General features: G+C 64.5%; 24 protein-coding genes. 21 read left to right on the forward strand and 3 right to left on the reverse strand.

Annotated features, from left to right (window positions below):
- Window positions 1–149 precede the first annotated feature (149 nt).
- The 13 genes from ACKVEX_RS11590 (at window position 150) to mnhG (ending at window position 13965) form a co-directional block, all read left to right on the forward strand.
- A complete protein-coding gene (locus ACKVEX_RS11590) occupies window positions 150–3017 on the forward strand; it encodes a monovalent cation/H+ antiporter subunit A (protein WP_473215884.1) in 2868 nt (955 codons plus the stop codon).
- A gap of 50 nt (window positions 3018–3067) precedes the next feature.
- Window positions 3068–3439, forward strand: a complete 372-nt coding sequence (locus ACKVEX_RS11595) for a Na+/H+ antiporter subunit C (RefSeq protein ID WP_473215885.1) — start codon at window positions 3068–3070, stop codon at window positions 3437–3439.
- The gene (locus ACKVEX_RS11600) at window positions 3436–4956 is read left to right on the forward strand and encodes a monovalent cation/H+ antiporter subunit D (protein WP_473215886.1); all 1521 of its coding nucleotides are present in this window, start codon (window positions 3436–3438) and stop codon (window positions 4954–4956) included. Before ACKVEX_RS11595 ends, ACKVEX_RS11600 begins: the two co-directional genes overlap by 4 nt.
- 2 nt (window positions 4957–4958) lie before the next feature.
- Window positions 4959–5477 (forward strand): Na+/H+ antiporter subunit E, encoded by a 519-nt coding sequence (locus ACKVEX_RS11605; protein WP_473215887.1) that lies wholly within the window; start codon window positions 4959–4961, stop codon window positions 5475–5477.
- Window positions 5474–5743, forward strand: a complete 270-nt coding sequence (locus tag ACKVEX_RS11610; protein WP_473215888.1) for a K+/H+ antiporter subunit F — start codon at window positions 5474–5476, stop codon at window positions 5741–5743. Before ACKVEX_RS11605 ends, ACKVEX_RS11610 begins: the two co-directional genes overlap by 4 nt.
- Window positions 5744–5750: 7 nt before the next feature.
- On the forward strand, window positions 5751–6155 hold the full coding sequence (locus ACKVEX_RS11615) for a Na+/H+ antiporter subunit G (RefSeq protein WP_473215889.1): 405 nt from the start codon (window positions 5751–5753) through the stop codon (window positions 6153–6155).
- A 34-nt stretch (window positions 6156–6189) separates the two neighbouring features.
- Window positions 6190–7407 (forward strand): pseudouridine synthase, encoded by a 1218-nt coding sequence (locus tag ACKVEX_RS11620; protein WP_473215890.1) that lies wholly within the window; start codon window positions 6190–6192, stop codon window positions 7405–7407.
- Between the two features lie 588 nt (window positions 7408–7995).
- Window positions 7996–10719, forward strand: a complete 2724-nt coding sequence (gene mbhE, locus ACKVEX_RS11625; RefSeq protein ID WP_473215891.1) for a hydrogen gas-evolving membrane-bound hydrogenase subunit E — start codon at window positions 7996–7998, stop codon at window positions 10717–10719.
- Window positions 10720–10779: 60 nt separating this feature from the next.
- Window positions 10780–11205 carry a sodium:proton antiporter gene (locus ACKVEX_RS11630; protein WP_473215892.1) on the forward strand — a complete coding sequence of 142 codons (426 nt, stop codon included), beginning with the start codon at window positions 10780–10782 and terminating at the stop codon, window positions 11203–11205.
- Window positions 11202–12695: a proton-conducting transporter transmembrane domain-containing protein gene (locus ACKVEX_RS11635; protein ID WP_473215893.1), complete on the forward strand. Its 1494-nt coding sequence runs from the start codon at window positions 11202–11204 to the stop codon at window positions 12693–12695. Before ACKVEX_RS11630 ends, ACKVEX_RS11635 begins: the two co-directional genes overlap by 4 nt.
- Before the next feature lies 1 nt (window position 12696).
- Window positions 12697–13203 carry a Na+/H+ antiporter subunit E gene (locus ACKVEX_RS11640; RefSeq protein WP_473215894.1) on the forward strand — a complete coding sequence of 169 codons (507 nt, stop codon included), beginning with the start codon at window positions 12697–12699 and terminating at the stop codon, window positions 13201–13203.
- 58 nt (window positions 13204–13261) lie between these two features.
- Complete coding sequence (locus ACKVEX_RS11645; protein ID WP_473215895.1) at window positions 13262–13591, forward strand: MrpF/PhaF family protein; 330 nt, start codon at window positions 13262–13264, stop codon at window positions 13589–13591.
- Window positions 13588–13965 carry a monovalent cation/H(+) antiporter subunit G gene (mnhG, locus tag ACKVEX_RS11650; RefSeq protein WP_473215896.1) on the forward strand — a complete coding sequence of 126 codons (378 nt, stop codon included), beginning with the start codon at window positions 13588–13590 and terminating at the stop codon, window positions 13963–13965. Before ACKVEX_RS11645 ends, mnhG begins: the two co-directional genes overlap by 4 nt.
- 6 nt (window positions 13966–13971) lie before the next feature.
- Here the strand turns inward: mnhG and ACKVEX_RS11655 are convergent, their stop codons facing one another.
- Entirely contained in the window at window positions 13972–15702 is a 1731-nt protein-coding gene (locus ACKVEX_RS11655) for a glutamine--tRNA ligase/YqeY domain fusion protein (RefSeq protein ID WP_473215897.1), read from the reverse strand.
- Window positions 15703–15945: 243 nt separating this feature from the next.
- Between ACKVEX_RS11655 and crcB the strand changes: the two genes are divergently transcribed.
- Window positions 15946–16341 carry a fluoride efflux transporter CrcB gene (crcB, locus tag ACKVEX_RS11660; protein WP_473215898.1) on the forward strand — a complete coding sequence of 132 codons (396 nt, stop codon included), beginning with the start codon at window positions 15946–15948 and terminating at the stop codon, window positions 16339–16341.
- A 193-nt stretch (window positions 16342–16534) separates the two neighbouring features.
- On the opposite strand, the gene ACKVEX_RS11665 is transcribed toward crcB, so the two are convergent.
- Together ACKVEX_RS11665 and ACKVEX_RS11670 are read right to left on the reverse strand one after the other, a co-directional pair.
- Window positions 16535–17821 carry a TIGR03862 family flavoprotein gene (locus ACKVEX_RS11665; RefSeq protein ID WP_473215899.1) on the reverse strand — a complete coding sequence of 429 codons (1287 nt, stop codon included), beginning with the start codon at window positions 17819–17821 and terminating at the stop codon, window positions 16535–16537.
- Window positions 17818–18354, reverse strand: a complete 537-nt coding sequence (locus tag ACKVEX_RS11670; RefSeq protein WP_473215900.1) for a DNA-deoxyinosine glycosylase — start codon at window positions 18352–18354, stop codon at window positions 17818–17820. The genes ACKVEX_RS11665 and ACKVEX_RS11670 overlap by 4 nt, the downstream gene beginning before the upstream one ends.
- A 119-nt stretch (window positions 18355–18473) precedes the next feature.
- On the opposite strand from ACKVEX_RS11670, the gene ACKVEX_RS11675 reads away from it, so the two are divergent.
- The 7 genes from ACKVEX_RS11675 (at window position 18474) to dnaB (ending at window position 26225) form a co-directional block, all read left to right on the forward strand.
- Window positions 18474–18929 carry a hypothetical protein gene (locus ACKVEX_RS11675; RefSeq protein ID WP_473215901.1) on the forward strand — a complete coding sequence of 152 codons (456 nt, stop codon included), beginning with the start codon at window positions 18474–18476 and terminating at the stop codon, window positions 18927–18929.
- A gap of 203 nt (window positions 18930–19132) precedes the next feature.
- Window positions 19133–23140, forward strand: coding sequence for an ATP-dependent RNA helicase HrpA (gene hrpA, locus ACKVEX_RS11680; RefSeq protein ID WP_473215914.1), 4008 nt, complete (start codon window positions 19133–19135; stop codon window positions 23138–23140).
- Between the two features lie 133 nt (window positions 23141–23273).
- The gene (rpsF, locus tag ACKVEX_RS11685; protein WP_473215902.1) at window positions 23274–23672 is read left to right on the forward strand and encodes a 30S ribosomal protein S6; all 399 of its coding nucleotides are present in this window, start codon (window positions 23274–23276) and stop codon (window positions 23670–23672) included.
- A 4-nt stretch (window positions 23673–23676) separates the two neighbouring features.
- The gene (priB, locus tag ACKVEX_RS11690) at window positions 23677–24039 is read left to right on the forward strand and encodes a primosomal replication protein N (RefSeq protein ID WP_473215903.1); all 363 of its coding nucleotides are present in this window, start codon (window positions 23677–23679) and stop codon (window positions 24037–24039) included.
- Window positions 23990–24265 carry a 30S ribosomal protein S18 gene (gene rpsR, locus ACKVEX_RS11695; RefSeq protein ID WP_473215904.1) on the forward strand — a complete coding sequence of 92 codons (276 nt, stop codon included), beginning with the start codon at window positions 23990–23992 and terminating at the stop codon, window positions 24263–24265. Before priB ends, rpsR begins: the two co-directional genes overlap by 50 nt.
- Window positions 24266–24277: 12 nt before the next feature.
- The gene (gene rplI, locus ACKVEX_RS11700; RefSeq protein ID WP_473215905.1) at window positions 24278–24730 is read left to right on the forward strand and encodes a 50S ribosomal protein L9; all 453 of its coding nucleotides are present in this window, start codon (window positions 24278–24280) and stop codon (window positions 24728–24730) included.
- A 97-nt stretch (window positions 24731–24827) separates the two neighbouring features.
- Window positions 24828–26225: a replicative DNA helicase gene (dnaB, locus tag ACKVEX_RS11705; RefSeq protein WP_473215906.1), complete on the forward strand. Its 1398-nt coding sequence runs from the start codon at window positions 24828–24830 to the stop codon at window positions 26223–26225.
- Window positions 26226–26301: the final 76 nt, after the last annotated feature.

The following is a 26301-nucleotide window of genomic DNA, read 5'->3' on the forward strand; positions in this document are numbered from 1 at the left end:
GCGGATGTGGCAGGATGACGCGTTTCGCTAGAATCGCGCTGTTCAAGAACAAACAGTCACGAATGGTCCGAGTGGATCTGGCCTTCCCGTCGACCGATAGTGCGAGTGAGGCGCCCCGGCCCTGGCCTCGAATTCGGAATGAATAGCATATGAGCCTTGCCCTGATCGTGATGCTGCCCTTTCTGGGGGCGGTGCTGCCCGCACTGATGATTCGTGCCGGTCGTAACGCATGCGCGATTGCGACCGGTTCGGTCACGCTGCTGGCGCTGGCCTTGTTGTTCGGTCATGCACCGAAGATCCTGGCGGGCGAGATCCTGTGGGTTGGCTGGAACTGGTTGCCGTCGCTCGGGCTCAATGTCCATTTCTTCCTGGACGGGCTCGGCTTTCTGTTCGCTACGCTGATTCTCGGCATCGGCCTGCTGATCATCATCTACGCCCGGTTCTACCTTGCCAAGGAAGATCCGATGGGCAATTTCTACACCTATCTGTTGCTCTTCCAGGGCGCGATGGTCGGGATCGTGCTGTCGGACAATGTGCTGCTGCTGCTGATCTTCTGGGAATTGACCAGCCTGTCGTCTTTCCTGTTGATCGGTTTCTGGCGGCATTTGCCGGAGGGTCGGCAGGGTGCGCGCATGGCGCTCGTGGTCACCGGCGGCGGAGGCCTGTCGCTGATCGCAGGCATGCTGATTCTCGGGAACATCGCCGGTTCCTACGATCTGACCGTGATACTGCTCAGTGCGGATGTGATCCAGGCCTCCCCGCTGTACCTGCCTGCACTGCTACTGATCCTGGGCGGGTGCTTCGCGAAGAGCGCGCAGTTTCCGTTCCACTTCTGGCTGCCGCACGCGATGGCGGCGCCGACCCCGGTGTCCGCCTATCTGCACTCGGCCACGATGGTCAAGGCGGGGATCTTCCTGATGGCGCGGCTGTGGCCGGTGCTGGCCGGCACCGACGCCTGGTTCTACATGGTGGCGACCACCGGCCTGGTCACGATGGTGCTCGCCGCCGGCATCGCGTTGTTCAAGGATGACCTGAAAGGTCTGCTCGCGTTCTCGACCGTGAGCCATCTGGGCCTGGTGACGATGCTGCTCGGCTTCGGCACGCCGATGGCGGCGGTGGCGGCGGTGTTCCACATCATCAATCATGCGACCTTCAAGGCGGCGCTGTTCATGAACGCCGGCATCATCGACCACGAGACCGGTACGCGCGACATCCGGCGTCTGGGCGGACTGATGTTACTGATGCCGATCACCGCAACGCTGGCAATGGTGGCCGCGGCCTCGATGGCCGGCGTGGTTCCGCTCAACGGTTTCCTGTCCAAGGAGATGATGCTCGAGGAGGCGGCCCACACCGCGTGGGCGGGTCAGGGCTGGTTGATCCCGCTGTTCGCGACCGTGGGTGCGGTATTCTCGGTGGCCTACTCCTTCCGCTATATCGCGCATGTGTTTCTCGGTGCGCCGCGTACCGACTATCCGCGCACCCCGCATGACCCGCCCGCAGGCATGTGGCTGCCACCGGCCCTGCTGGTCGGGCTGGTGGTCGCGATCGGCCTGTTCCCGGAGGCGATGGTCGGCGCGCTGGTACGGGCCACGTCGCGCGCGGTCATCGGTGGGCCGCCGCCCGAGTTCCATCTGTCCCTGTGGCATGGTTTCACGCCGGCCCTGTTCATGTCGGTGATCGCCTTGGTGGCAGGGCTGTTCGCGCTATCGCGCTATCGGCGGATCCGCGCCCGCTGGGAGGCGGGTCCGCATCCGGACGCGAAGACGATGTTCGATCGCGTAATGGCCGGCGTCGTCGGTGCGAGCCGCGGCTTTACGCATGGACTGCACAACGGTTCGCTGCAGCGCTATGTCGCGGTGATGCTGTCGGCGATCGTCGTGCTGGGGGCGGCGGCCTTCTTCGGCTCGTCGCACCTGCCGGGAGCGCGCGAACTCCAGGCCGCGCCGGCGGCGCTGTGGGTTGCATGGCTGCTGCTGGTGTCGGCCTGTCTGGGGGCGGTGCTGCTGCATCGCCAGCGCCTGCTGGCGGTGTTGGTGGTCGGCGTCGTCGGTCTGATCGTGTCGGTCGGCTTCGTCTATCTGTCGGCCCCCGATCTGGCCATGACCCAGATCTCGGTCGAGGTCGGCACGGTGATCCTGATCCTGCTTGCGCTGTATTTCCTGCCCAAGGAGACGCCCCGCGAGAGCGGCCGCGGCCGCCACTGGCGCGATGCGGTACTGGCGACGCTGGTCGGCGTCGGCGTCGGCGGACTGAGCTGGGCGATGATGACCCGCGACTTCGAGACCCTGTCCGGGTTCTACCTGAAACAGTCGGTGCCGGGCGGTGGCGGGACCAACGTGGTGAACGTGATTCTGGTGGATTTCCGTGGCTTCGATACCTTCGGAGAGATCATCGTGCTCGGTGTGGCCGCCCTGGCGATCTTCGCGCTGCTCGACGGTGCGGTGCGCGGCAACGCCGGACGGCGCCTCAGCGCGTGGCGCCCGGATTTTGCGGTGTCGGCCGATCGTCACCCGATGATGATGGTGATTGCGACACGCGTGATGCTGCCGCTCGCGTTGATCGTCGCGGCCTACATCTTCCTGCGCGGTCACAACATGCCGGGCGGTGGGTTCATTGCCGGCCTGGTCGTGTCGATCGCGCTGATCATGCAGTACATGGCGAGCGGTTTCGGCTGGGCCGCGCAGCGCATGAGGATCGATTACCACGCGATGATCGGTGCCGGCGTGCTGATCGCGGCAGCGACCGGCATCTTTTCGATGTCGCTCGGCTATCCCTTTCTGACCAGTGCCTTCGATCACTTCCATCTGCCGATCGTCGGTGAGTTCGAACTGGCCAGTGCGATGGCTTTCGATACCGGCGTCTTTCTCGCGGTGGTCGGCGCAGTGATGCTCGCGCTCGCGAACCTGTCGCGTCTCGGCCGGCGTGTCGGTCTGGCGCCGGTAAACGAGGCGCCGATGGACATGGACCCATCGATCGGGCGTCGCGCCCGCAACAGGAACGAGGGAAGCTCGAAATGAACCGACGCTCACGCGCACGCTGCACGACGCCCGCCGGGGAGGTCTAGGACATGGAGTTCATCGTCGCCAGTGCGATCGGTGTGATGATGGCCACCGGCGTGTATCTGCTCTTGCGCGCACGCACGTTTCCGGTGGTCCTGGGCTTGTCGCTGATGACTTATGCGGTCAACCTGTTCCTGTTCGTCACCGGTCGTCTGGCGGTGAATCTGCCGCCGGTGATCAGGGATGGTGCCACCGCTTATGCCGATCCGTTGCCGCAGGCGCTGGTGCTGACCGCGATCGTGATCTCCTTCGGCATGACCGCGGTGATCGTCGTGATGGCCTTGCGCGCCTACCTGGAATCCGGGTCGGACCATGTGGATCTCGGCGATGGGGGGCCTGGCAAGTCGTCCGCAGGCGGGCAGACCCGGGAGTCGGCATGAATCACTGGCTGATCCTGCCGATTCTGGTGCCGGCACTGATCGCGCCGCTGATCGCACTGGCGATGCGCTACGACATCGTGCTTGCGCGCATCTTCTCGGTGGCGTCCTCGGTGCTGCTGCTGATGCTGTCCCTGATCCTGCTGCCAATGGCCGGGGACGGGACGATCCTGACCTATTCGCTCGGAAACTGGGCGGCACCCTTCGGCATCGTGCTGGTGCTCGACCGCCTGTCGGCGATGCTGCTGGTGCTGACCTCGGTACTGGGGCTGCTGGTGCTGCTGTACTCGTTGAATGGCTGGGACAAGCGCGGACGCCATTTCCACTCCATCTACCAGTTTCAGTTGATGGGCATCAACGGCGCCTTTCTGACCGGTGATTTCTTCAACCTGTTCGTGTTCTTCGAGGTGTTGCTGATCGCCTCGTACGGGCTGATGGTGCACGGCGGTGGCGCCGCCAGGGTGCGGGCGGGCGTGCAGTACGTGATCGTGAATCTGGTCGGCTCGTCGCTGTTCCTGATCGCGGTCGGTCTGATCTACAGCGTCACCGGAACCTTGAACATGGCCGACCTGGCCTCGCTGGTGGGGCAGGTGCCTCCGGGAGACCAGGCCTTGCTCCGCACCGGAGCCTTGCTGTTGCTGCTGGTGTTCGGGATCAAGGCGGCCCTGGTGCCGGTGCATTTCTGGTTGCCGGGTACCTATGCGAATGCGCCGGCGCCGGTGGCCGCGCTTTTCGCGATCATGACCAAGGTCGGCGCCTATTCCATTATCCGCATGTACACCCTCGCATTCGGCGACGCGGCGGGCGAGCTCGCGTGGTTGGCGGCGCCGTGGCTGATGCCGGCGGCGCTGGTCACGCTGGTGGTGGGCATGGTCGGCGTGCTGGCGTCGCGCGCGCTCGGACAGATGGTCAGTTTCGCGGTGATCGGTTCGATGGGTACCTTGCTGATCGCGGTCGCCTTGTTCACCCCGCCTGCGATGTCTGCCGCGCTGTACTACCTGCTGCATTCCACGCTCGCCGCGGCGGCGTTGTTCCTGATCGTCGGCTTGATCGCAGAGCGCCGCGCCGATCAGGGCGACGCGATCGTCGTGGCCCCGCGCTTCGTCCAGGACGGGCTTCTGGCGAGTCTGTTCTTTCTCGGTGCGATTGCGATGACCGGCTTGCCGCCGCTGTCCGGTTTCGTCGGGAAGCTGCTGATTCTCGACGGCGCCCGCGATGCACCGGTGGCGGTGTGGGTCTGGGCGAGCATCCTGATCACATCGCTGCTGGCCATCATCGGTTTTGCCCGTGCCGGCAGTACCATCTTCTGGAAGAGTGCGTCGGTCGAGGGCATGCTCAGGGTCAGGCGCTTGACGGCGTCCGTGCTGCCGCTGGTTTCGATCGGATTTCTGCTGGGCGGTAGCATCGCGCTGACCGTCTTCGCAGGACCGGTCACCGGCTATCTGGACGCGACCGCGCTACAGTTGTTCGCTCCGTCGAACTATATCGAGGCCGTGCTCGGGCCGGGCTGGAGGGATTGATCGTGGCTGCAAGCAAGGATGACCGGACTTTCATGCAGCGCTGGCTGCCACACCCGCTGCTGTCGGTGGTGCTGGTGGCGGTCTGGATGTTGTTGCTCAACAATTTCACGATGGGAGGGCTGGTGATAGGCGGTGTGCTCGGGATCGTGATCCCGATCATCACCAGTAGCTTCTGGCCTGGCCGCCCGCCGATCCGCGCTTATGGGCGAGCGTTTGCGTTCATGCTGTTGGTCGCGCGTGATGTGGTGGTCGCCAACATCCATGTGGCGCGCCTGATCCTGTTCAAGCCCCCCGTCCAGTTGCGCTCGCGCTGGGTGACCGTGCCGCTGGAACTGACCTCACCCGAGGCGATCACGGTGCTCGCCGGGACCATCACGATGACGCCTGGAACGGTCAGCAGCGATCTCTCGGCCGACGGCCGAAGCCTGCTGGTGCACTGCCTGGACGCGCCCGATGCGGAAGCCGCAGTGCTCGAAATGAAGACCCGTTACGAGGCCCGTCTCCGGAGGATTTTTCCATGATCGAGTACGCACTCGTTTTTGGCTATTTCGCGGTGTCGCTGGCCTTGCTGTTCAATCTGTGGCGGCTCGTGCTCGGACCGACCCTGATGGATCGGGTTCTGGCGGTCGACACCATGGTTATCAACGTGATTGCGCTCGTGATTCTGTATGGTATTCAGCAGCGAACGACGATCTATTTCGAGGCCGCATTGCTGCTTGCGATGTTCGGTTTCATATCGACCGTCGCCTATTGCCGCTTCGTGTTGCGCGGCGACATCATCGAGTGAGCACGCCATGAACTTCCTGTTCGAACTGATCGTTTCGTCGCTGATCGTGCTCGGTGCCATCTTTGCGCTGGTCGGCTCACTCGGCCTGGTGAAGCTGCCCGATCTGATGACCCGGCTGCATGCGCCGACCAAGGCGACCACGCTCGGCGTGGGCGGCGCGCTGGGTGCGTCGATGCTTTACTTCCTGTGGGGTGAGGGCACACTGTCCATCCATGAGGTGCTGATCAGCATCTTCCTGTTCATGACCGCACCGATCACCGCGCACTTCATCGCCAAGGCGCACCTGCACCTGAACCTGGGCCTTGTGCGGAACCTGCCGCCGACCGGACGGGAAGGCGGATGGAGTACCTTCGAAGTCGCACCCGAACCTGATTCCGGCGACGACGATTCGGTCGAGCGACCGCGCGGCTGATTTTTTTGGTGAAGCATGACTGACTGGAATCGTGATGGTTGAGAAGTCCGAACCCAAGGACAAGGATGAGGCGCACAGCAGTGCATCGGCCGGCGGCCGACGCAAGCTCGGAGTGAGCCGGCCCACGGCCGACGCGCCCCTGCGCACCGATCGACGCGGTGTGCGCACCCGCTTCAAACCGGAAGGACTGAAACCGCCTCGTCGTGCGCCGGCTGAATCGTCCGGCGAGGAAAGCGCGAAGGCAGGCCTCGCGTCAGACGGCGATCGTCGTTCGCAAACCCGTGTGGAGGGCGGCGCCCCGGCCGAGCGCGGCGCAAGATCCAAGAGAAGCGCCGGAACCGAACGCAGCACGCGGAGCGAACGCGACAGGCGCCCCAGTCCCTCTGTCCCGGGTGCGGGCCGCGTCCGCAGCGAAGGCGTGCGACGCGCGCAATCCGACAGCGAGCGTGGCGCGCGCAATCAGGACCCGCGCCGCGCCAGCACTGAGCGCGGGTCGCCTGACGTGACACCACGTACCAACCAGGCCGAAGGCGTTCGTCTGTCCAAGGTCATGGCCGAACGCGGTCTGTGCTCTCGGCGCGAGGCGGATGCGATCATTGAGCGAGGCTGGGTGTTCGTGAATGGAACGAGGGTCTGCGAACTTGGCATACGCATCGATCCCGCTGCGGACATCGAACTCGCACCCGAGGCCGAAAAGCGGCAGGCGCAACAGGTCACGATGCTGCTGCACAAGCCGGTCGGCTATGTATCGGGCCAGCCTGAACCGGGTTACGAGCCGGCCGTTGCACTGATTGGCGCCGACAACCAGTTCGACCGTGATACCGCAGCCCCTTTCCACCCATCTCAGCTGCGCGGACTGGCGCCGGCCGGGCGGCTGGACATCGATTCGACCGGTCTGCTGGTGCTGACCCAGAATGGCCGCATTGCCCGTCAGCTGATCGGTGACGACTCTAAGGTGGAGAAGGAATACATCGTCCGGGTCGAGGGGGGGCTGGACGATCGCGATCTCGCAAGGCTCAACCATGGTCTGGAACTCGACGGGCGCAAGCTACGCCCCGCCAAGGTCGAATGGCTCAACGACGATCAGCTCCGCTTCGTGCTTCGCGAGGGGCGCAAGCGGCAGATCAGGCGGATGTGCGAACTGGTCGGCCTGCGGGTGGTCGGACTCAAGCGTGTCAGGATCGGAAACGTCCGCCTCGGAGACCTCCCGCTCGGCCACTGGCGCTTACTGCGTCCGGATGAACGGTTCTGAGCCCGCACCCGACCTGTTGCCAATCCGGCGAACTTTCAGCGGGCGCGGCGCGGTGGCTTACCCCGCCTTGCCCTTCGCCCGATTTCTCCCAGGCAGCATGGTATCGACGATGCCGGATTCCTCGGTGAAATGCCCTTCCAGCGGACATGCCCGACCCGGCGGGCAATCGTGTTCGCGTGCGCATTCAGACTGCGTTTCATCGAGAAGAACCATCTCGCGTACAGCTTCGCAACGCCCGACCGGGGAATCGAAAAAGCACATGACACTCTCCACGGTTGCAACATCTTTCCACTCTGTTCAAGTCTAGGCTTTTGCGCCGGGTTTGCTGCGCTCGAGCCCATGTCGTTGACAAATCTCAACAAAAGTCGGGGCCACCATTGATGTTTTCCCTATTGAATGCCCTGCATCTGATCGGGCAGACTAAGAGGCTCGCCCAAGCAGCCAGCGAATGATCCCCCGGGAACCGTTGCACTGATGGACCGGTCGCACGTGTCGCTGACAGGTCCTCGGGCGTTGATTGATGCGCTGGTCGGCGTTCAGATTGGGAGGAAAACGGATGCGAACTTCAGATCGCCGGCGGAGTGACCGATGCTGACTGCGGTATTCGCCATCGCGTTCACGGCCTTTCTCGCACCGCTGCTGTCCAGACGGCTCGACGACAGGGCCGGCTGGTTTCTGGCCATTCCGCCGCTGCTCGCTTTTGCATGGTTCGTGTCCTGCATTCCCGTCATCGCGCGCGGCGAGGTCGTCGTCGAGAGTCTCGCGTGGGCGCCGGCTCTGGGCGTCGAAGTCGCGATGCGCCTGGACGGCCTGTCGCTGCTGTTTGCGCTGCTGATCACCGGGATCGGTGCGCTGATCGTCCTGTACGCGGGCGCCTACCTGTCCGACCATCATCATCTGGGGCGTTTCTACGCCTATCTGCTGCTGTTCATGATGGCGATGCTGGGTCTGGTGCTGGCCGATGACATGATCGCGATGTTCGTTTTCTGGGAACTGACCAGCGTCGCGTCCTTTCTGCTGATCAGTTTCCAGCACGAAAAATCGGTCTCGCGCAGGGCTGCGCTGCAGGCATTGCTGATCACCGGCGGTGGCGGGCTGGCGCTGCTGGCCGGGCTGGTGCTGCTCGGTATCGCGGGCGAGGGGTGGCGCTTCTCCGAAATCGATATCGGCGCGGTCGAGGCCAGTACCTTGTACTACGGCATCATGGTGCTGGTACTGATCGGCTGTTTCACGAAGTCGGCGCAGGTACCCTTCCACCTGTGGCTCCCCAATGCAATGAATGCGCCGACGCCGGTGTCGGCCTATCTGCACTCGGCCACCATGGTCAAGGCCGGCATCTATCTGCTGGCGCGCCTGAACCCGGTGATGGGTGGCGAGATGGGCTGGAGCACGACGCTCGTCGTGTTCGGCGCGACCACCGCGATCGTCGGAGCGGTGCTCGCGATCCGGCAGACCGACCTGAAGCGCCTGCTCGCCTACACCACGGTGACCGTGCTCGGACAGTTGACGATGCTGATCGGCACCAACACGACCTACGGTCTGCAGGCATTCGTGCTTTACCTGCTGGCCCATTCGCTGTATAAGGGCGCGCTGTTCATGGCGGTGGGCGCGGTCGATCATTCCACCGGCACCCGCGAACTGTCGCGCCTGGGTGGCTTGATCAAGGCGATGCCGCTGACCGGCGCCGCGGTGGCCCTGGCAGCGTTCTCGAATGCAGGACTGCCGCCGTTCTTCGGCTTCATCGCGAAGGAGTTCGCCTATGCCGGTCTGATCCAGATGGGGATGACCGGGTGGGTGGTGACGGTTGCGATGATCGTCACCAACGCGCTGTTGCTCGCCGCGGCGGGCCTGATCTTCATCCGGACCTTCCTCGGCCCGCAGGGGCATTACCCGCGCGAACCCCATGAGGTGTCGGTGCCGATGTGGCTCGGTCCGATGTTGCTCGCGATCGGTGGGTTCCTGCTGGGCGCGTGGAACCACTGGCCCGAAACCTGGCTGGTCAATGCCGCGGTACAGGCGGTGTCCCGTGGCGACGTCGACGTGAGGCTGTATCTGTGGGGCGGCGTGACCCCGGCGCTCATCACCAGCCTGATCACGGTTGCCCTGGGCGTGGTGTTCTATCGCTTCCGCCATCAGGTTCGTCTGCACATCGCGCGCTGGCGCGTGTTCTGGGGCGTCAGCGGTGACCTGATCTGGGATCGCTTCCTGAAACGGGTGTTCGAACTGGCCGCGCTGACCGCAAGTGGCTTTCAGCACGGATCGCTGCGCCTGCACCTGACGCTGTTGAGCCTGGTGCTGAGTTCGGTCGTGTTCGTGTCGCTTGCGGTCGGCGGCAGCGCGCTGTTTGCACGCGGAGAGTACGCGTCGCTGAATGTTGCAGCGGTGATGGGCAGCTTGCTGGCGCTGGCCGGTGCCAGCGCGGCAGCGGTGATGCGGGGAAGGCTGGCCCTGGTCGCATCGCTGGGCGCGAGCGGGCTTGGACTGGCGCTGTTCTTTCTGGCAGCGAATGCGCCGGACGTGGCCACCACGCAATTGATGGTGGAGACGCTGACCGTGGTGTTTCTCGCCTACGTACTGCGCAGCCTGCCGGCGATCCCCCGGGTGGCGGAGGAGGCTGCCGGTTCGCGCGTCGCGCACGTGCTGATCTCGGTGCTGTTCGGCGTCGCGGTGGCGGTTGCATTGCTCGTGGCGGTCAATGTGCCGCTGGCCGGGAACATCGCCGACTGGTACGTCCAGAACAGCTACCCGGGCGGAAAGGGCGGCAATGTGGTCAACGTGATTCTGGTTGACTTCCGGGCCTTCGACACGCTGGGCGAGATCGTCGTGGTCGCTCTCGCCGCGCTGGCGGCCGCGACGCTGCTCGGTGGCGGGCAGCTGACCGAAATGACCCGCAAGGGCGAGCCCGAGTTCGATTCGGTGATGTTGCGCCAGGCGGTGCGGCCGTTGGCCGGCCTGCTGGTGCTGGTGTCGCTGGTACTGCTGTGGCGCGGGCACAATCTGCCGGGCGGCGGGTTCATCGGGGGTCTGGTCGCGGCGGTCGGCTTCATCCTGGTGGTCGTGACCTTTGGCAACTATCAGGCCCGCGCGCTGATGTGGGTGCGTCCGACGCTGCTGGTCGGGGTCGGCTTGGCGTGCGCGGTCGGTGCAGGTTTCATCGGCCTGCTCGCGGGGTACGATTTTCTGAAGGGCTTGTGGATCTTCCCGCTCGGATTGCCGCTCGGCACGCCGCTGCTGTTCGATATCGGCGTGTTCCTGACCGTGTTCGGTTCGGTGATGCACATGATGCAGCGACTCGCCGGGCGATCGGCATGACGATCCGCCCGACTCCGATTTTCGCGATGCCCTCGCGGGCACGCACTGGGGAGCAATGACATGGAGTGGCTTGCCGCCCTGACCGTCGGCGGATTGGCCGGAATCGGAATGTGGTTGCTGCTCGACCGCAATCTGGTCCGGGTCGTCCTCGGCGTGGCGATCCTCGGCAACGCGATCAACCTCGGGGTGCTGACCTCGGGCCGCTTCGCGGGCAGCGACGCGGCCTTCGTGACCGCCACCACGGTGCCGCCCGACCCGGCCAATCCGCTGCCGCAGGCCCTGGTGCTCACGGCGATCGTGATCGGCTTCGGGCTGTTTACGTTCGCGCTGGCAGTGCTGAAAAGCGTGCGCGAGAGCCATGGCATCACCACCACCGACCGGGTGACCGAGGTCACCGAGGAGGCCGCGCCCGATGTCGAGGAGGTCGGCCTGCAGGTGCATCAGGACGACGCCGACATGCATCACGAAGCCGAGGCGCCACGATGAGCACACTGGTCGTCGCGCCGGTTCTGATTCCGCTGGTCACGATGCTCGTGGGTGTGATGCTGAGGCCCTACCATCAGCAGGTGAAGGTGGTCAGCGTGATCGGCGCCGTCCTGTTGTTGCTGGTCGGGATCCGGTTGGTCGTGCTTGCCGACCAGGACGTCGTGCTTGCGGCGCAACTGGGCGGCTGGGAGGCGCCTTATGGCATCTCGGTGGTCATCGACCGGTTGTCGGCCGCAATGGTCGCGATCACCGGCGTGATCGGACTCGCGACCATCCTTTACGGCATGGTGCGCGAGGGAAATCCGGATGTGCTGCGCAATTTCCACGTCTTCGTCCATGGTCTGCTCGCTGGGGTCTGCGGTGCGTTCATCACCGCCGACGTGTTCAACCTCTATGTGTGGTTCGAGGTATTGCTGATCGGCTCCTTCGCGCTGATCGCATTGGGCGGCGGAAAGCGGCGTCTGGCCGGCACGATGACATATCTGGTGCTGAACCTGCTCGCGACGCTGGTGTTCCTGCTCGCGGCCGGCCTCGTATACAGCGCTACCGGAACGCTGAACATGGGCGAGCTCGGACTGATCTTCCGTGGCGGCGAGGCCCCGCCGGCCGCTTCGCTGGCGGTGGTGATGATGCTGCTGTCGTTCGCGATCAAGGCGGCGCTGTTCCCGGTGTTCGGCTGGCTGCCGGCCTCGTATCATGTCGCGTGGACGCCGGTCTCGGCGCTGTTCGCCGGCCTGCTGACCAAGGTCGGCGTGTATGCGATGATCCGGCTGGTCACGCTGATGTGGCCGGAGTACGACGTGGTGCACGAAGTGCTGCTGTGGTTGGCCTGTGCGACCATGCTGGTCGGGGTGCTCGGCGCGGCGGCGCAAAACGAGATACGGCGCATCCTGTCCTTTCACATCGTCAGTCAGGTCGGCTACATGATCCTGGGTCTGGCGCTCGCCAGTCCGCTTGCGATCGCCGGTGCGGTGTTCTACCTGATCCACCACATTGTGGTGAAGGCCAATCTGTTCTTCATCGCCGGCATTGCGGCACGGTTGACCGGCTCCGAGCGCCTGAAGGCGATGGGCGGCCTCTATGCGAAGACCCCATGGCTGGCGATCCTGTTCGCTATCCCGGCGCTGTCGCTCGCGGGCATTCCACCGCTGTCCGGTTTCTGGGCGAAGTTCGTGCTGGTCAAGGCCAGCCTGGCCGACGGCTTCTGGTGGGCGGCCGGCGTCGCTTTGCTGACCGGCATCTTCACGCTGCTGTCGATGAGCAAGATCTGGAACGAGACTTTCCTCAAGGCCCATCCCCGAGGCGAGCAGGCGATCCGCGACGACGGGGGATTGCACTGGGGCTGGTGGTCGGCGGCCGGGCTTGCCGCGCTGACCGTGCTGATCGGTCTGGGTGTCGGGCCGGTCATGGATTACGCGGTCGCTGCGGCTGGGCAGCTGGCCGAACCTGTGACCTATTTTGAAGCGATCACGCATTCGGGAGGCAGATGACATGCTGGGAGTGCACATCCTGATCGCAGTCGGCATCGCGGCATTCGCGAATGCACTCGACCCGCTCGGCATCGTCGGCGCCTTCTTGCTGGTCTATCTGGTCCTGCGCCTGGGTGCGCGCCTGATCCGGACCGGGCAATATCTGCGGCGCCTGGAACTCGGCATCGCTTTCGCGTTCTGGTTCGCGCTGGAAATCGTCAGGGCGAGCATCGACGTCGCGCGTCTGGTCGTCGCGCGCAAGGTCTCTCCGTCTCCGGCGATCATCAAGATGAGACTGGAAGACCCGCGCGCGGGCGCGGCGACGCTGATCGGCCTGCTGCTGACGCTCACTCCGGGCACGATGGCGCTCGAGTACGTGCCCGAGTCGGGCGAACTCTACATCCATGCGCTCGACGCCGAGTCGGCCGACAGGGTGGAAGGCGGCATCCGCGAACTGGAACGGCGGCTGCTCGACTGGATGCATCCCGAGCGGCTCGAAGTGGCAGCGGGCGAGGAGGAAAGGCGATGAAGCGTTTCGGAAGTCGGGTCGAGCGCTCTGCGGGGCCGGTACTGCGGGAGCTCGGACGATGACGATCGAGATGGTCGGCGCTTTCTGGGTGGTGCCACTGGTGGCGCTGATGCTGGTTGTCAGCGCGATCATCATCCTGGTGCGTCTCGTCCGCGGACCGACCGGACCCGATCGGGTGGTCGCGATCGATGCGCTGACGCTGCTGGGCGTGGCCGCGGTCGCGCTCGGGGCGACGATCAGCGGTCAGATCGTGTTTCTTGACGTTGCGGTGGTGTTGTCGCTGGTGGCCTTTCTCGGAACCGTGGCCTTCGCACCGCTGTTCCGCAAGACCGAACAGAATCGTCGCGAGCGGGCCGGTCTGGACAGCGAAGAGGAGGAGCGATCATGAACGGATCCCTGTTGCCATGGGTGGCCTCGGCGCTGGTGCTGGCCGGAGGGGTGTTCTGCCTGCTCGGTGCGATCGGGGTACTGCGCCTGCCCGATTGCTACAGCCGCATGCATGCTGCGAGCAAGGCCGGCGCCCTCGGCGCCGCGCTGGTGCTGGCCGGCGTGGCCGCGGCGAGTTCCGGCGCGGCGGCGATGGAGGCGCTGTTCGCGCTGATGGCGGTGCTGGTCACCGCGCCGCTGGCCGCGCACGCGATCAGTCGTGCCGCCTATCATGCCGGCGTCAAACCGGTGGTCGGCAAGCTCGGCAACGTAATCGAGGCCGAGGGCGGTATCGGGGCTGCACGCGAGGGTGGCGAGAACGTGCCTCGCCGCTGACTGCGCTCAGCTGCGCCCGCGCGCCCAGGAATCCTTCAGCGTGACGCTGCGGTTGAACACCGGCATTCCCTCGGCCGAATCGACGCGATCGACGACGAAGTAGCCGTGACGCTCGAACTGGAAGCGTTCCTCGGGTTTGGCGTAATTGAGGCCGGGTTCGAGCCAGCCCTGGATCCGGGTGAACGATTCGGGATTGAGGTCGTCCAGAAAGCTGCGTTCGAGTCCTTCCGGGTCGCCCTCCCGTCGCATGCCGGGATAGGCGTGCGCAAAGAGCCGGTCGTAAAGGCGGATCTCGGCCGCGCAGGCATGCGTGGCCGATACCCAGTGGAGATTGCCCTTGACCTTGTAATTGTCTGCGCCGGGCGTGCCACTCCTGGAGTCCGGAAGATACTCGGCCAGCACCGCGGTCACGTTGCCGTCGGCGTCCTTCTCGCAGCCGGTGCATTTGACCACGTAGGCATAGCGCAGGCGCACCATGTTGTCGGGGAAGAGCCTGCGGAACCCCTTGACCGGCGCTTCCATGAAGTCCTCGCGCTCGATCCACAGCTCCCGGCCGAAGGGCATCTCGCGCTTTCCCATGTCCGGTTTGAGGGGGTGGTTGGGTGCCTCGCAGGCCTCGGATTGTCCCTCCGGATAGTTCGTGATGATCAGCTTGAGTGGATCGAGCACTGCCACACGGCGCTCGGCCGAGTCGTTCAGGTGCTCGCGCATGCATTCCTCGAGCACGCTCATGTCTATCCAGGAGTCGGACTTGGAGACCCCGATACGCTCGGCGAAGCGGCGGAAGCCTTCCGGTGTGTATCCTCTGCGGCGGGCGCCGACAAGCGTCGGCAGACGTGGATCGTCCCAGCCTGCCACGTGGCCTTCCTCGACCAGCTGAATCAGCTTGCGCTTGGACAGCACCACATAGGTCAGGTTGAGTCGTGCGAACTCGATCTGCTGCGGCAGCGGGCGCACGAACATGCCGATCTCGGCCAGCGCATCGAGCAGCCACTCGTAGAACGGGCGCTGGTCTTCGAACTCCAGCGTGCAGATCGAATGGGTGATGTTCTCGATCGCATCCTCGATCGGGTGAGCGAAGGTATACAGCGGGTAGACGCACCAGCGGTCGCCGCTTCGATGGTGTGCGACACGGCGGATGCGGTAGATGACCGGGTCGCGCAGGTTGATGTTGGGACTGGCCATGTCGACCTTCGCGCGCAACACATGCGATCCTTCGACGAACTCGCCGTCGCGCATGCGCCGGAACAGGTCCAGGTTGTCCTCGATGCTGCGCGCACGATAAGGGCTGTCGCGCCCGGGTTCGGTCAGTGTGCCGCGGTATTCGCGCATTTCGTCGGCGGGCAGCGAATCGACATAGGCCTTGTCCGCCTGGATCAGGCCGACCGCACATTGATACATGGTCTCGAAATAGTCGGACGCGAAATACAGGTGCCTGCCCCAGTCGAAGCCCAACCAGTTGACCGCCTCGATGATCGCATCGACATATTCCTGCTCCTCCTTCTCCGGATTGGTGTCGTCGAAGCGCAGATGGCAGGCACCGCCATAGGCCTGCGCAAGTCCGAAATTCAGGCAGATCGACTTGGCATGACCATAGTGCAGGTAGCCGTTCGGCTCGGGCGGAAAGCGGGTCTCGACCCGCCCATCCCATTTGCCGCTGCGATTGTCCTCGTCGATGATGTTGCGGATGAAGTTATTGGCCGCAGCGGGGGTATCGGTTTTGGGGTGTTCGGACACGGAGGAGCCTCGATCGATTGATGCTGGGCAGGAGCGCAGTCCGCGATTTTACCCCGCGAACGGCATCGTGCATGTTCGGTCCCGAGCTTTTGCGTGCAAGCTCACCGGGCCGTCCGGTAGACTGGATGTTCCTTGGCGGAGCAGGGGTTGCATCATGGTGTGCAGTGACGGTGGTGAGGCGTCGTTTGACGGCAATGCCGGCATCGTGCGTTTCGAATCGTCGGGATGGCGGATCCGGATCGAATGACGACGCATCTGACGTGGACGGCGTTTGCAGCCGTCGGCATGGGTGCCGCAATCGGTGCCTGGTTGCGCTGGGGACTCGGACTGTTGCTGAATCCGGTCTTCGTGCTGGTGCCGCTCGGCACCTTGGCGGCCAATCTTTTGGGTGGCCTGCTGATGGGCTTCGTGCTCGCGCTCGTGCAGGCATTGCCCGCGATGTCGCCGGCCCTCAAGCTGTTGCTGACCACCGGCCTGCTCGGCGGCCTGACGACCTTCTCGACCTTCTCCGCCGAAGGTCTGCACCTGCTCCAGCGCGGCGAATGGGGTTGGCTGGCGGCCCATGCCGTGCTCCATGTCGCCGGTTCCTTGTGCATGGCCTGGCTGGGTTATGCCACATTCAACGCCTGGCGTGGCTGAGCCGGGCGCGATCGCGAGGAGGTTGTCGGACTTGAGCGATCGTCACGAGCCGGGTGGGAAAGTGAGGACAGATCTGGTCGATTTTGAGGCGCATAGTGGTTCTATGCAACGAAAAATCGGGCAGATATGGACCGCTTCTCCCACCGGCGCAGTAGATCAGCCTCAAGTCCGACAGCCTCCTAGGCTCGTTGCGTCAGTCCGGGGCGCTCAGACGGTTGAGCACCCCCATGCCTGCTGCGTGACCGGACGCGATGCAGGCGGTGAGCAGATAGCCACCGGTCGGCGCCTCCCAGTCGAGCATTTCGCCGCAGCAGAAAAGTCCTGGCTGGCTGCGGATCATCAGGTGCTCGTCCACATCCTCGAACACGACGCCACCCGCGGTGCTGATGGCTTCGTCGAGCGGGCGCGGCCGCGACAGTCGGACGGGTAGCGCCTTGATCAGCGCGGCAAGTCTGGCCGGATCGTCGAAGGCGTGCGCAGGCGCGCATTCACGCAGCAAGCCCGCCTTGATGCCGACGATGCCGGCCTTGCTCTGCAGATGGCTCGCGACAGAGCGGCTGCCACGCGGACGTGCGAGTTCAGCACACAGGTGCGTGTGTGAGCGGTTTGGCGCTAGGTCGAGATCGATCTCGACCGACCCGAGAGCGGCGATCGTGTCGCGGATCGCGGCCGACAGGGCATAAATCAGACTGCCCTCGAGGCCCGAGTTCGTGACCATGCATTCACCCGCGCGCTGGTGCTCGATCCCGGTATGGTCGAGGAAGCGGATCGCGATCGACTTGAGGGCCTGTCCGGCGAAGCGTTGCCGGAAGTGATCGCTCCAGCCGATGGCGTCCGGCCGGGCCGCGCTCGCAGCCGCATCGAATCCACAGTTGGCGGGTCTCAGGTCCGCGATGTGGATACCCCGTGCCCGCAGCCACGGCACCCACGCACCATCCGAGCCCAGGCGCGCCCAGCTGGCGCCGCCGAGCGCGAGCACGACCGCGTCGGCCGATACGGTCCGCTCCCCGTCCGGCGCGCGGAAGCGCAGGCCCGTGTTCGGCGCCGAGCTCTCGTCGGCCCATCCGAGCCAACGATGGCGCACGTGAAAGCGCACGCCGGCCGCGCGCAGCCGTTGCAGCCAGGCCCGCAACAGCGGTGCGGCCTTCATCTCGACCGGAAACACGCGGCCGGACGACCCCACGAAGGTGGCGATCCCGAGATCGGACGCCCAGGTCCGGAGCGTATCTGCGTCGAACGCGTCCAGCAGCGGGGCGATCCACGCCTGCCGGCCACCATAACGCGTGACGAAGCGCGACCGTGGTTCGGAGTGGGTCAGGTTGAGGCCGCCGATGCCCGCCAGCAAAAACTTGCGTCCGACGGACGGCATCGCATCATAGAGATCGACGCGGTGTCCGGCCTCCGCGATCGTGCCCGCGGCCATCAAACCCGCCGGCCCGCCGCCGATCACGACGACGCTGCGTGTTGTGGGTGCGCTCATCGAGCGATCGCCCGCCAGGCCGCGAGCTTGCGCGCGAGCGACAGCGATGCATGAGCTGGACTGGTAGAGGGCAGGCGATGAAGTCTCGGCCGTCCGTCCGGCGCGAGCAGCGGCACGACGCGCCTGACGAAGATGCGCTCGGCCATCGCGCCATTGAAGAAGATACGCTCGACATGCGGGTGTTCGATGAGGAACGGCATGAACGGATTCACTTGTATCGATTGTGGTTCGATCCGCGTGTCCAGGCTCCCCTTCCGCCTACATGCTCCGAGTACATCCCATAGCGCGAAGCCCTTTGCTGCGAGCTGGTCGACGCGCTGCGGGTAGGGCTGACCCGGGTCGATGTCGAGCACCTCGCCGACGATGGTCCAGAATGCGTTGCGCGGATTGGCGTAATAGCAGCCGGCGGCGAGCGAGGCCTCGCCCGGCATGCTGCCGAGGATGAGGGTGTGCGCATCGGGTCCTGCAATCGGTGGGAATCCTTCGAGGATCACGGGTAGGAGCAGAATTAGAAAGGCCACATTGTCGCTCAAGTAAGGATCGATTCGGCGGCGCGGGCGCGCTGGCCTTGGGCGATCGAATGCGTGTGAGGTCCCGTATGCCAACCCTGAGAAACGGGAGGTCCATCACGAATACGCACGGTTTTCAGAAAATGCCCTTCTCCTGCCGGGAGGGCTGGGAGGATCTGATCCGCATTCATCCCAGCGTGATGAAGCTGTTCGGAATTTACGTGATCCCGATGTTGCTGATCCCGCCGGCGATGTTTCTGTATGCGGTGATGGTGACGCCCGGCGCGGTTTTTCCGGCGCTGGTGCCGCAGATCACCGCGTTCGCTCCGACCCCGTTGTGGCTGTCGGCGCTTGCCCTGTTCATTTCGTCGATATGGGTCAATGGCCTTGCCGTCGCCGTCGCCTGGGTGGTTTCAGCTGCGCTGATCTATCGCGGCGTGGTGCCGCTGTTCAAACTCGCGGACAGAAGCAAGGCCCGGTTGATGGGGCCCTTCGTGCTGATGGCAGGCGTCATCGCCTGGGCAGCGCATGGCGATCGCTCGTCTCGAGCGAGCGCCGGTCTGCGTTCACGCCAACGACGTGTCCAGATCCTTCCTTAGGCGAGGCGCCGGCTGGCACTGGGCGCAGGGGCGATCTGGCATAATCAGGGCCCTGTCGCTCCACCCGAACCCGCCGACCCGGAGCCTGTGCTCCGCAGCATCCGACTTTGACCACCATCGCTCGACCCGGATTCAACGCGCCCGATCGCCAGCACGACGATTTCGACGATTGCCTGAGCGCAGATCGGCCCCGCCTGATCGCGCTGTCGCGCAAGCTCAGGCAGTCCGAGCCGTCAGCGCGGGCACGTGTGCTGCGCGAACTGGACGCGTTGCTTGCGCATTCGCGAGGGGCGCTTGCGGCGCGCCGGGCGAGCCTTCCGGTCCCGATGTTCCCGCCGGAACTGCCGGTTTCGGCCCGACGGGACGAGATCGCCGATGCGATCCGTGCCCACCAGGTCGTCATCGTATGTGGCGAGACCGGGTCGGGCAAGACCACGCAGCTCCCCAAGATCTGCCTCGAACTGGGCCGCGGTGCCGCGGGGCTGATTGGCCACACGCAGCCGCGAAGGCTGGCCGCCAGGGCGACCGCGGCGCGCATCGCGCAGGAACTCGACAGCGAACTGGGGCAGGCGGTCGGCTACAAGATTCGCTTCACCGACCGGATCGGCCCATCCACTCATGTGAAGCTGATGACCGACGGGATTCTGCTGGCCGAGACCCAGTCCGATCCGTTGCTGTCCGCCTACGACACGCTGATCATCGACGAGGCGCATGAACGCAGCCTGAACATCGACTTCCTGCTCGGCTACCTGAAGACCTTGTTGCCACGCCGACCCGATCTGAAACTGATCGTCACGTCGGCGACGCTGGATGCGGAACGTTTTGCGGGTCACTTCGGCAGGGGTGACGCGCTTGCGCCGGTGATCGAGGTGTCGGGGCGACTGTACCCGATCGAGCTGCGTTACCGTCCGGTCGAGGGTGAGAGCGAAGCGGCCGCTCCGAGGAGCGGCCAGGGCAGAAGGCCGGCATCGCAGCGCGATCGCGGGCGCGATCTGTATGAGGCCATCGTCGATGCGGTCGGCGAGGCGCAGACCTGTGGGCCCGGCGATGTGCTGATCTTCCTGCCGGGGGAGCGCGAGATCCGCGATGCGGCCGAGGCCTTGCGCAAGGCGAACTTCGCGGGCGGGCTGGAGATTCTTCCGCTGTTCGCGCGCCAGTCGGCCAAGGAGCAGGCGCGGGTATTCTCGGTCGGGCGGGGGCGGCGGGTCGTGCTCGCGACCAATGTCGCCGAAACCTCGCTGACCGTGCCGGGCATTCGCTATGTCGTCGATACCGGTCTGGCACGGGTCAAGCGCTATTCGCATCGCAACAAGGTCGAGCAACTGCAGATCGAGAAGGTGTCGCAATCGGCCGCGAAGCAGCGCGCCGGACGCTGCGGCCGGGTCATGGATGGCGTCTGCTTTCGCCTCTATGACGAGGACGAGTTCGCGCGGCGCGATGCGCATACCGATCCGGAGATCCTGCGTTCGTCGCTGGCCGGGGTGATACTGCGCATGAAGGCATTGCGCCTCGGGGCGGTCGAGGACTTTCCGTTCATCGATCCGCCACAGCCGCGCATGATCGCCGATGGCTACCAGCTGCTGACCGAGTTGGGTGCGGTCGCGGACGACGATGCACGCGGGCTCACGCCCATCGGCCGAGAACTCGCCCGGCTGCCGCTCGATCCCAAGGTCGGGCGGATGCTGCTCGCTGCGCGTGAGCGCGCATGTCTGACCGAAATGCTGGTGATCGCTGCGGCACTGTCCGTGCAGGATCCGCGCGAACGTCCTCAGGCGTCCAGCGGTGCCGCGGATCAGGCGCACGCACGCTTTCGCGGCGGCGAACAGGACCAGCGTTCCGAGTTCCTGTGGTTTCTGAACCTCTGGAACGCATGGCAGGAGGTGCTCAAACATGAAACCGGGAGTAAGCAGAAAGCGTGGTGCCGGGCCCAATTTCTGTCATACACGCGGATGCGCGAATGGCGCGATGTGCATTCGCAGCTCCATGTGCTGTGCGCCGAACACGGCTGGAAGGAGAATCAGCTGCCCGCGAGCTACGAGGCCATGCACAAGGCACTGCTGGCCGGCCTGCTGGGCCATGTGGGCTTCAGGATTGAAGAAGAGGGCCGCGCGGAGCCGGGCGGACGGGGCGGACAATCCGGCGGCTATCTCGGTGCGCGCGGCATCCGCTTCTGGCCCCATCCGGGTTCGACGCTGGCGAGAAAGCCGGGCAAGTGGATCGTATGTGCCGAGCTGGTGGAGACCACGCGTCTGTTCGGACGCTGCATCGCGCGGATCGAGCCGGACTGGCTGGAGGAGGTCGGCGCGCATCTGGTCCGGCGCCATGTGTTCGAACCGCACTGGTCCAAGTCGGCCGGCGCGGTGCGCGCCTGGGAGCGCGGCACCTTGCACGGGCTGGTGTTGTACGCGCGGCGCGGTGTCGCCTATCGCGACGTCGATCCGGCGTTGTGCCGGGAGCTGTTGATCCGCGAGGCGCTGGTTCAGGGCGAGGTCTCCGATGGCGCATTGCGCAACATGGCGTTTCTGCGCCACAACCTCGGACTGGTCGGCGAGATCGAGCGGCTCGAGCACAAGGCGAGGCGCCCCGATGTGCTGGTCGATGAGGCTCTGATAGAGGCCTTTTACGATCAGCTGATTCCCGGTGATGTGGTGGATCTCGCGAGTTTCGAGGCGTGGCGCAAGGCGGCCGAGAAGGATGCGCCGGGATGCCTGCATCTGAGCCGCGAGCAGTTGATGCGGCATGACGCCGGCGGCATCACCACCGACCGCTTTCCGGCGGTCTTCGATGTGTTCGGTCAGAAGCTCGAACTTCGTTACCTGCACCAGCCTGGTGATGCGGACGACGGGGTGACATTGACGGTACCGCTGGCCATGCTCAATCAGATCCCGGCCGAGCGCTGCGAGTGGCTGGTGCCCGGTTTGCTGCAGGAGAAGGTCACCGCGCTGCTGAAAACCGTCCCGCAGCGCCATCGCCACCGCCTGCAACCGGTGGCTGACAGTGCGGCTTCGTTCGTCGCGGCGGTGGAGGCGGGCGAGTTCGATACGTCCGAACCCTTGTTGCGCGCGCTGCAGTGCTTCGTCGAGGAACGGGTTTCGCTGAAACTCCCGATGGCGTCGTTCCGCCCGGAGAATCTGCTGCCCCACTTTCTGATGAACTTCCGGGTCGTCGACGAACACGGGCGCATGTTCGGTCAGTCGCGCAATCTGGCAGAGTTGCGCGCCCGTCTGGGAAAACAGGTTGCGGACCGCTTTCGGTCGGCCGGTATCGTCACACTAGAGCGCCCGATCGCTGCGGACGCGCGCGGCCACAACTCCGCTGTGGAGATGACTGAAACCGGCGACAACGCGATGCAGGGTGGTGCCTCGGGGCTGACCGGATGGACCTTTGGTGTGTTGCCGGAATTGCTCGAACTCAAGCTGGGGGGGCGCGACGTCATCGGTTTTCCGGCCCTGCACGACGATGGCGACAGTGTGTCCATCCGCCCCTACGACACGCCTGAAGAGGCAGCGCGGATTCATCGCAAGGGCTTGATTCGCCTGTTCGCACTGACGCTGAAGGATCAGGTGCGCGCGGTCGAACGCCTTCCCGGGCTGCGCGAGCTGGCGCTGGTGTTCATTCCGTTCGGTACCGAGGCGGAGTTGAAGACGCAGCTCGTCGCCGCCACGCTGGAGCGGGTGTGCCTGCTCGCGCCTCTGCCCGTCGATGCAGAGACGTTTGCAAAGCGTTGTGCCGAGGCCAAGCCTCGCGTGAGTCTGGTCGCGCAGGAGTTCATGCGACTCGCGAAGCAACTTGTGATCGAGCATGCCCACTTGCAAAAGCGCCTGGCCGGGCTGAAGGCGTTTCCCGAGGTCGCCTCCGACGTTCAGACCCAGCTTGCGGCGCTGATGCCGCCGAACTTTCTGCTCGCCTTCTCGTGGGAGCGCCTCGTGCATTTCCCGCGCTATCTGCAGGCGACTGCAGTGAGGCTTGACAAGCTGCGCGACAATCCGGTTCGCGACGCCCAGCTCATGGCCGAGTGGCGGGCGCTGGCGCAAGCTTTCGAGCGTGCACTGCAGGCCAAACGCAAGGCCGGCTTCGAGGATCCCTCGCTGGAAGAATTTCGCTGGCTGCTGGAGGAGTTGCGCGTCGGCCTGTTCGCTCAGGCGCTGAAAACCCCGATGCCGGTCAGCGTGAAGCGCCTGCAGAAGATCTGGAGCGCGCGCCCGACATGAGCCGCGGTCCGTGTAGGCGCCGCTCCTGACCCTGCCTTTGTATTTGTTGTAAATTCTGTTATCTTTCCGCTCTTACCCTTGCTCCACCGGATATCGCATGCCGGGGAGCTGTCATCAACCGCAAGGAGCATGCATGCGACACTATGAAATCGTGTTCATCGTTCACCCGGACCAGTCCGAACAGGTTCCGGCAATGATCGAACGATACAAAACGCTCGTTACGAGCCGTAACGGGCAGATCCATCGGCTGGAGGACTGGGGGCGTCGGCAGATGGCCTATCCGATCCAGAAGATGCACAAGGCGCACTATGTCTTGATGAACATCGAGTGCGACGGCGAGACGCTGGCCGAGCTCGAGCACGCCTTCAAGTTCAATGATGCCGTCCTGCGCCATCTGACCATCAAGCAGAAGGCCGCCGTCACGGCCGCCTCCCCGATGATGAAGGACGAGAAGTCGCGCTCGCTGACCCCGGCTGCCGGCGAAGGCAGCAGCGATGGCGGTGACAAGGCCGAAACAACCGAATCCGCCTGAGGACTTGTCCGCGCAACTGAATCAGCTCCTGTTCGATGCCAGACTGGCTGAATTGCAGCCGTTGCGTCGAACCCCGGCAGGCATACCGGTCGCAGCCTGCACCCTGGTGCATGAATCGAGGCAGTGCGAAGCCGGTGTCGAGCGTGATGTGTCGTTGGAGTTGCCGGCGATCGCGATGGGGGAGCTGGCCAGTGTGATGACGGCCGTGGTTCCGGGTGCGCACCTCAGGGTCACCGGATTTCTGGCGGCCAGAAGCCTGCGTAGTCGTGTACCGGTACTGCATCTGAGCAAAATCGAATTTTTGGAAGGAACGAAAAATGGCGTTCAAGCCGAAGTCAAAGTTCAAGAAGAAGGACGATCGCGGTAATCGCGGTCTTTTCAAGCGTCGCAAGTTCTGCCGTTTCACTGCCGAGAAGATCGAAGAGATCGACTACAAGGACGTGGACCTGCTGAAGGACTTCATCACCGAAAACGGCAAGGTCATGCCGGCGCGCATCACCGGCACCAAGGCCGGCTATCAGCGTCAGTTGTCCACCGCGATCAAGCGCGCCCGCTTCCTCGCGTTGCTGCCCTACACCGACCTGCACCAGTAAGGAGAATCGAACATGCAAATCATTCTTCTGGAAAAGGTCACCAACCTGGGTACGCTGGGCGATATCGTGAAGGTGCGAGACGGCTATGCGCGCAACTTCCTGATCCCGCAAGGAAAGGCAAAGCGCGCAACCGAAGCCAACAAGGCCGAGTTCGAGGCACGTCGCGCCGAGTTCGAGCGTGCTCAGGCGGACAAACTGGCCGAGGCGCAGACGCTCGCCGGCAAGCTCGAAGGTCTGATGGTCCAGATCACCCGCAAGGCTGGCATGGACGGACGTCTGTTCGGTTCGGTCACCAACGCCGATATCGCGGAAGCGCTGGAAACCCTCGGTTTCGAGATCGAGCGCGGCGCGCTGCGCCTGCCGGACGGTCCGATCAAGCAGGTGGGTGACGTTCAGGTCGATGTCGCGCTGCACTCCGATGTTGTGACCGCGATCACCGTGTCGGTGCTTGGCGACCAGAAGTAAGCGCTGATTCATCGCCGTGTAGAATGGGCTGCCACGTGCAGCCCATTTGTTTTGGTGGCCCGTTAGAATCGCTTCCCTGAACATCGATCGGATCCTCATGGCCACCTCGAAGCGAACCTATTCAGATAACGCTCGCGATGCCGACATCGCGGCCATCCGACTGCCGCCCCACTCCATCGAGGCGGAGCAGTCGCTGATCGGCGGCATTCTGCTGGACAACGCGGCATGGGAGCGGATAGCCGATCTGGTCACTTCCGAGGATTTCTATCGGGACGATCATCGACGGATCTATCAGCACATCGCCCGCCTGGTCGACATGGGCAAGCCAGCCGATGTGGTCACGGTTTTCGAGTCGCTGGAGAAGCACAACGAGTCGGAGCAGGCAGGGGGGTTGGCCTATCTGGCCGAGGTGGCGAACAGCACCCCGTCTGCGGCCAACATTCGACGCTATGCCGAGATCGTCCGCGAGCGGGCGATCCTGCGCAAGATGGTGACGGTCGGGGATCAGATCGCGTCGAGCGCACTCAATCCATCCGGGCGGGATGCTAAGGCCTTGCTCGACGAGGCCGAGGCAAAGGTGTTCGAGATCGCCGAAGCCGGTGCCCGTCACGCCAGTGGCTTCGTGTCCATTCAGCCCATTCTGAAGCAGGTCGTGGATAGGGTGCAGGAGCTCTACGATCGGGACAATCCGAACGAGGTCACCGGCGTGCCGACCGGTCTCGTCGACCTGGATGAAAAGACCTCGGGTCTGCAGCCGTCCGACATGATCATCCTGGCCGGGCGGCCTGCGATGGGCAAGACCACGCTCGCGCTCAACATCGCCGAGCATGTGGCGGTGGATTGCCGCCTGCCGGTCGCGATTTTCTCGATGGAGATGCCTGGCACCCAGCTTGCGATGCGTTTCATTTCGTCGCTCGGGCGAATCGACCAGACCAAGCTCAGGACCGGCCGCCTCGGAGACGAGGATTGGCAACGTCTGACCGCCGCAATGGGCAAGCTCTACGATGCCCCGTTGTTCATCGACGAAACTCCCGGACTGAACCCGATCGACCTGCGAGCGCGGGCGCGGCGGCTGTCGCGTCAGTGTGGCAAGCTTGGTCTGATCGTCATCGACTACCTGCAACTGATGACAAGCACGCGTGACAGCGACAACCGCGCAGCCGAGCTGTCCGAAATCTCGCGTTCGGTGAAGTCGCTGGCCAAGGAACTGCATGTTCCGATCATCGCGTTGTCACAGCTCAACCGGAGTCTGGAACAGCGCCCGAACAAGCGCCCGGTGATGTCGGATCTGCGTGAATCCGGCGCGATCGAGCAGGATGCGGACATCATCATGTTCATCTACCGGGACGAAGTGTACAACCCGGACTCGGCCGACAAGGGCTCTGCGGAGCTCATCATCGGCAAGCACCGGAACGGACCGACCGGCATGGTCAGGATGACCTTCATCGGCGAGTACACGCGCTTCGAAAACTTCGCCGCGGGCGCCCATTACTGACCGTGTCGTGGGCCGCTGGAGGCTGTAGTTGATGAGTGGTGCGCCCAGGGAGTAAGGGCGCCACGGCCCCCTGATT

It is taken from the genome of Denitraticella aggregata (genome assembly GCF_048158365.1).
GTDB lineage: Bacteria > Pseudomonadota > Gammaproteobacteria > Burkholderiales > Rhodocyclaceae > Azoarcus_F.

What these genes read in the sequence shown, in the direction of transcription:
- ACKVEX_RS11590 (WP_473215884.1), top strand. Translation starts at nt 150, where the DNA reads ATGAGCCTTGCCCTGATCGTGATGCTGCCCTTTCTGGGGGCGGTGCTG.
- ACKVEX_RS11595 (WP_473215885.1), top strand. Translation starts at nt 3,068, where the DNA reads ATGGAGTTCATCGTCGCCAGTGCGATCGGTGTGATGATGGCCACCGGC.
- ACKVEX_RS11600 (WP_473215886.1), top strand. Translation starts at nt 3,436, where the DNA reads ATGAATCACTGGCTGATCCTGCCGATTCTGGTGCCGGCACTGATCGCG.
- ACKVEX_RS11610 (WP_473215888.1), top strand. Translation starts at nt 5,474, where the DNA reads ATGATCGAGTACGCACTCGTTTTTGGCTATTTCGCGGTGTCGCTGGCC.
- ACKVEX_RS11615 (WP_473215889.1), top strand. Translation starts at nt 5,751, where the DNA reads ATGAACTTCCTGTTCGAACTGATCGTTTCGTCGCTGATCGTGCTCGGT.
- ACKVEX_RS11620 (WP_473215890.1), top strand. Translation starts at nt 6,190, where the DNA reads ATGGTTGAGAAGTCCGAACCCAAGGACAAGGATGAGGCGCACAGCAGT.
- mbhE (WP_473215891.1), top strand. Translation starts at nt 7,996, where the DNA reads ATGCTGACTGCGGTATTCGCCATCGCGTTCACGGCCTTTCTCGCACCG.
- ACKVEX_RS11630 (WP_473215892.1), top strand. Translation starts at nt 10,780, where the DNA reads ATGGAGTGGCTTGCCGCCCTGACCGTCGGCGGATTGGCCGGAATCGGA.
- ACKVEX_RS11635 (WP_473215893.1), top strand. Translation starts at nt 11,202, where the DNA reads ATGAGCACACTGGTCGTCGCGCCGGTTCTGATTCCGCTGGTCACGATG.
- ACKVEX_RS11640 (WP_473215894.1), top strand. Translation starts at nt 12,697, where the DNA reads ATGCTGGGAGTGCACATCCTGATCGCAGTCGGCATCGCGGCATTCGCG.
- ACKVEX_RS11645 (WP_473215895.1), top strand. Translation starts at nt 13,262, where the DNA reads ATGACGATCGAGATGGTCGGCGCTTTCTGGGTGGTGCCACTGGTGGCG.
- mnhG (WP_473215896.1), top strand. Translation starts at nt 13,588, where the DNA reads ATGAACGGATCCCTGTTGCCATGGGTGGCCTCGGCGCTGGTGCTGGCC.
- crcB (WP_473215898.1), top strand. Translation starts at nt 15,946, where the DNA reads ATGACGACGCATCTGACGTGGACGGCGTTTGCAGCCGTCGGCATGGGT.
- ACKVEX_RS11665 (WP_473215899.1), bottom strand. Translation starts at nt 17,821, where the DNA reads ATGAGCGCACCCACAACACGCAGCGTCGTCGTGATCGGCGGCGGGCCG.
- ACKVEX_RS11675 (WP_473215901.1), top strand. Translation starts at nt 18,474, where the DNA reads ATGCCCTTCTCCTGCCGGGAGGGCTGGGAGGATCTGATCCGCATTCAT.
- rpsF (WP_473215902.1), top strand. Translation starts at nt 23,274, where the DNA reads ATGCGACACTATGAAATCGTGTTCATCGTTCACCCGGACCAGTCCGAA.
- rpsR (WP_473215904.1), top strand. Translation starts at nt 23,990, where the DNA reads ATGGCGTTCAAGCCGAAGTCAAAGTTCAAGAAGAAGGACGATCGCGGT.
- rplI (WP_473215905.1), top strand. Translation starts at nt 24,278, where the DNA reads ATGCAAATCATTCTTCTGGAAAAGGTCACCAACCTGGGTACGCTGGGC.
- dnaB (WP_473215906.1), top strand. Translation starts at nt 24,828, where the DNA reads ATGGCCACCTCGAAGCGAACCTATTCAGATAACGCTCGCGATGCCGAC.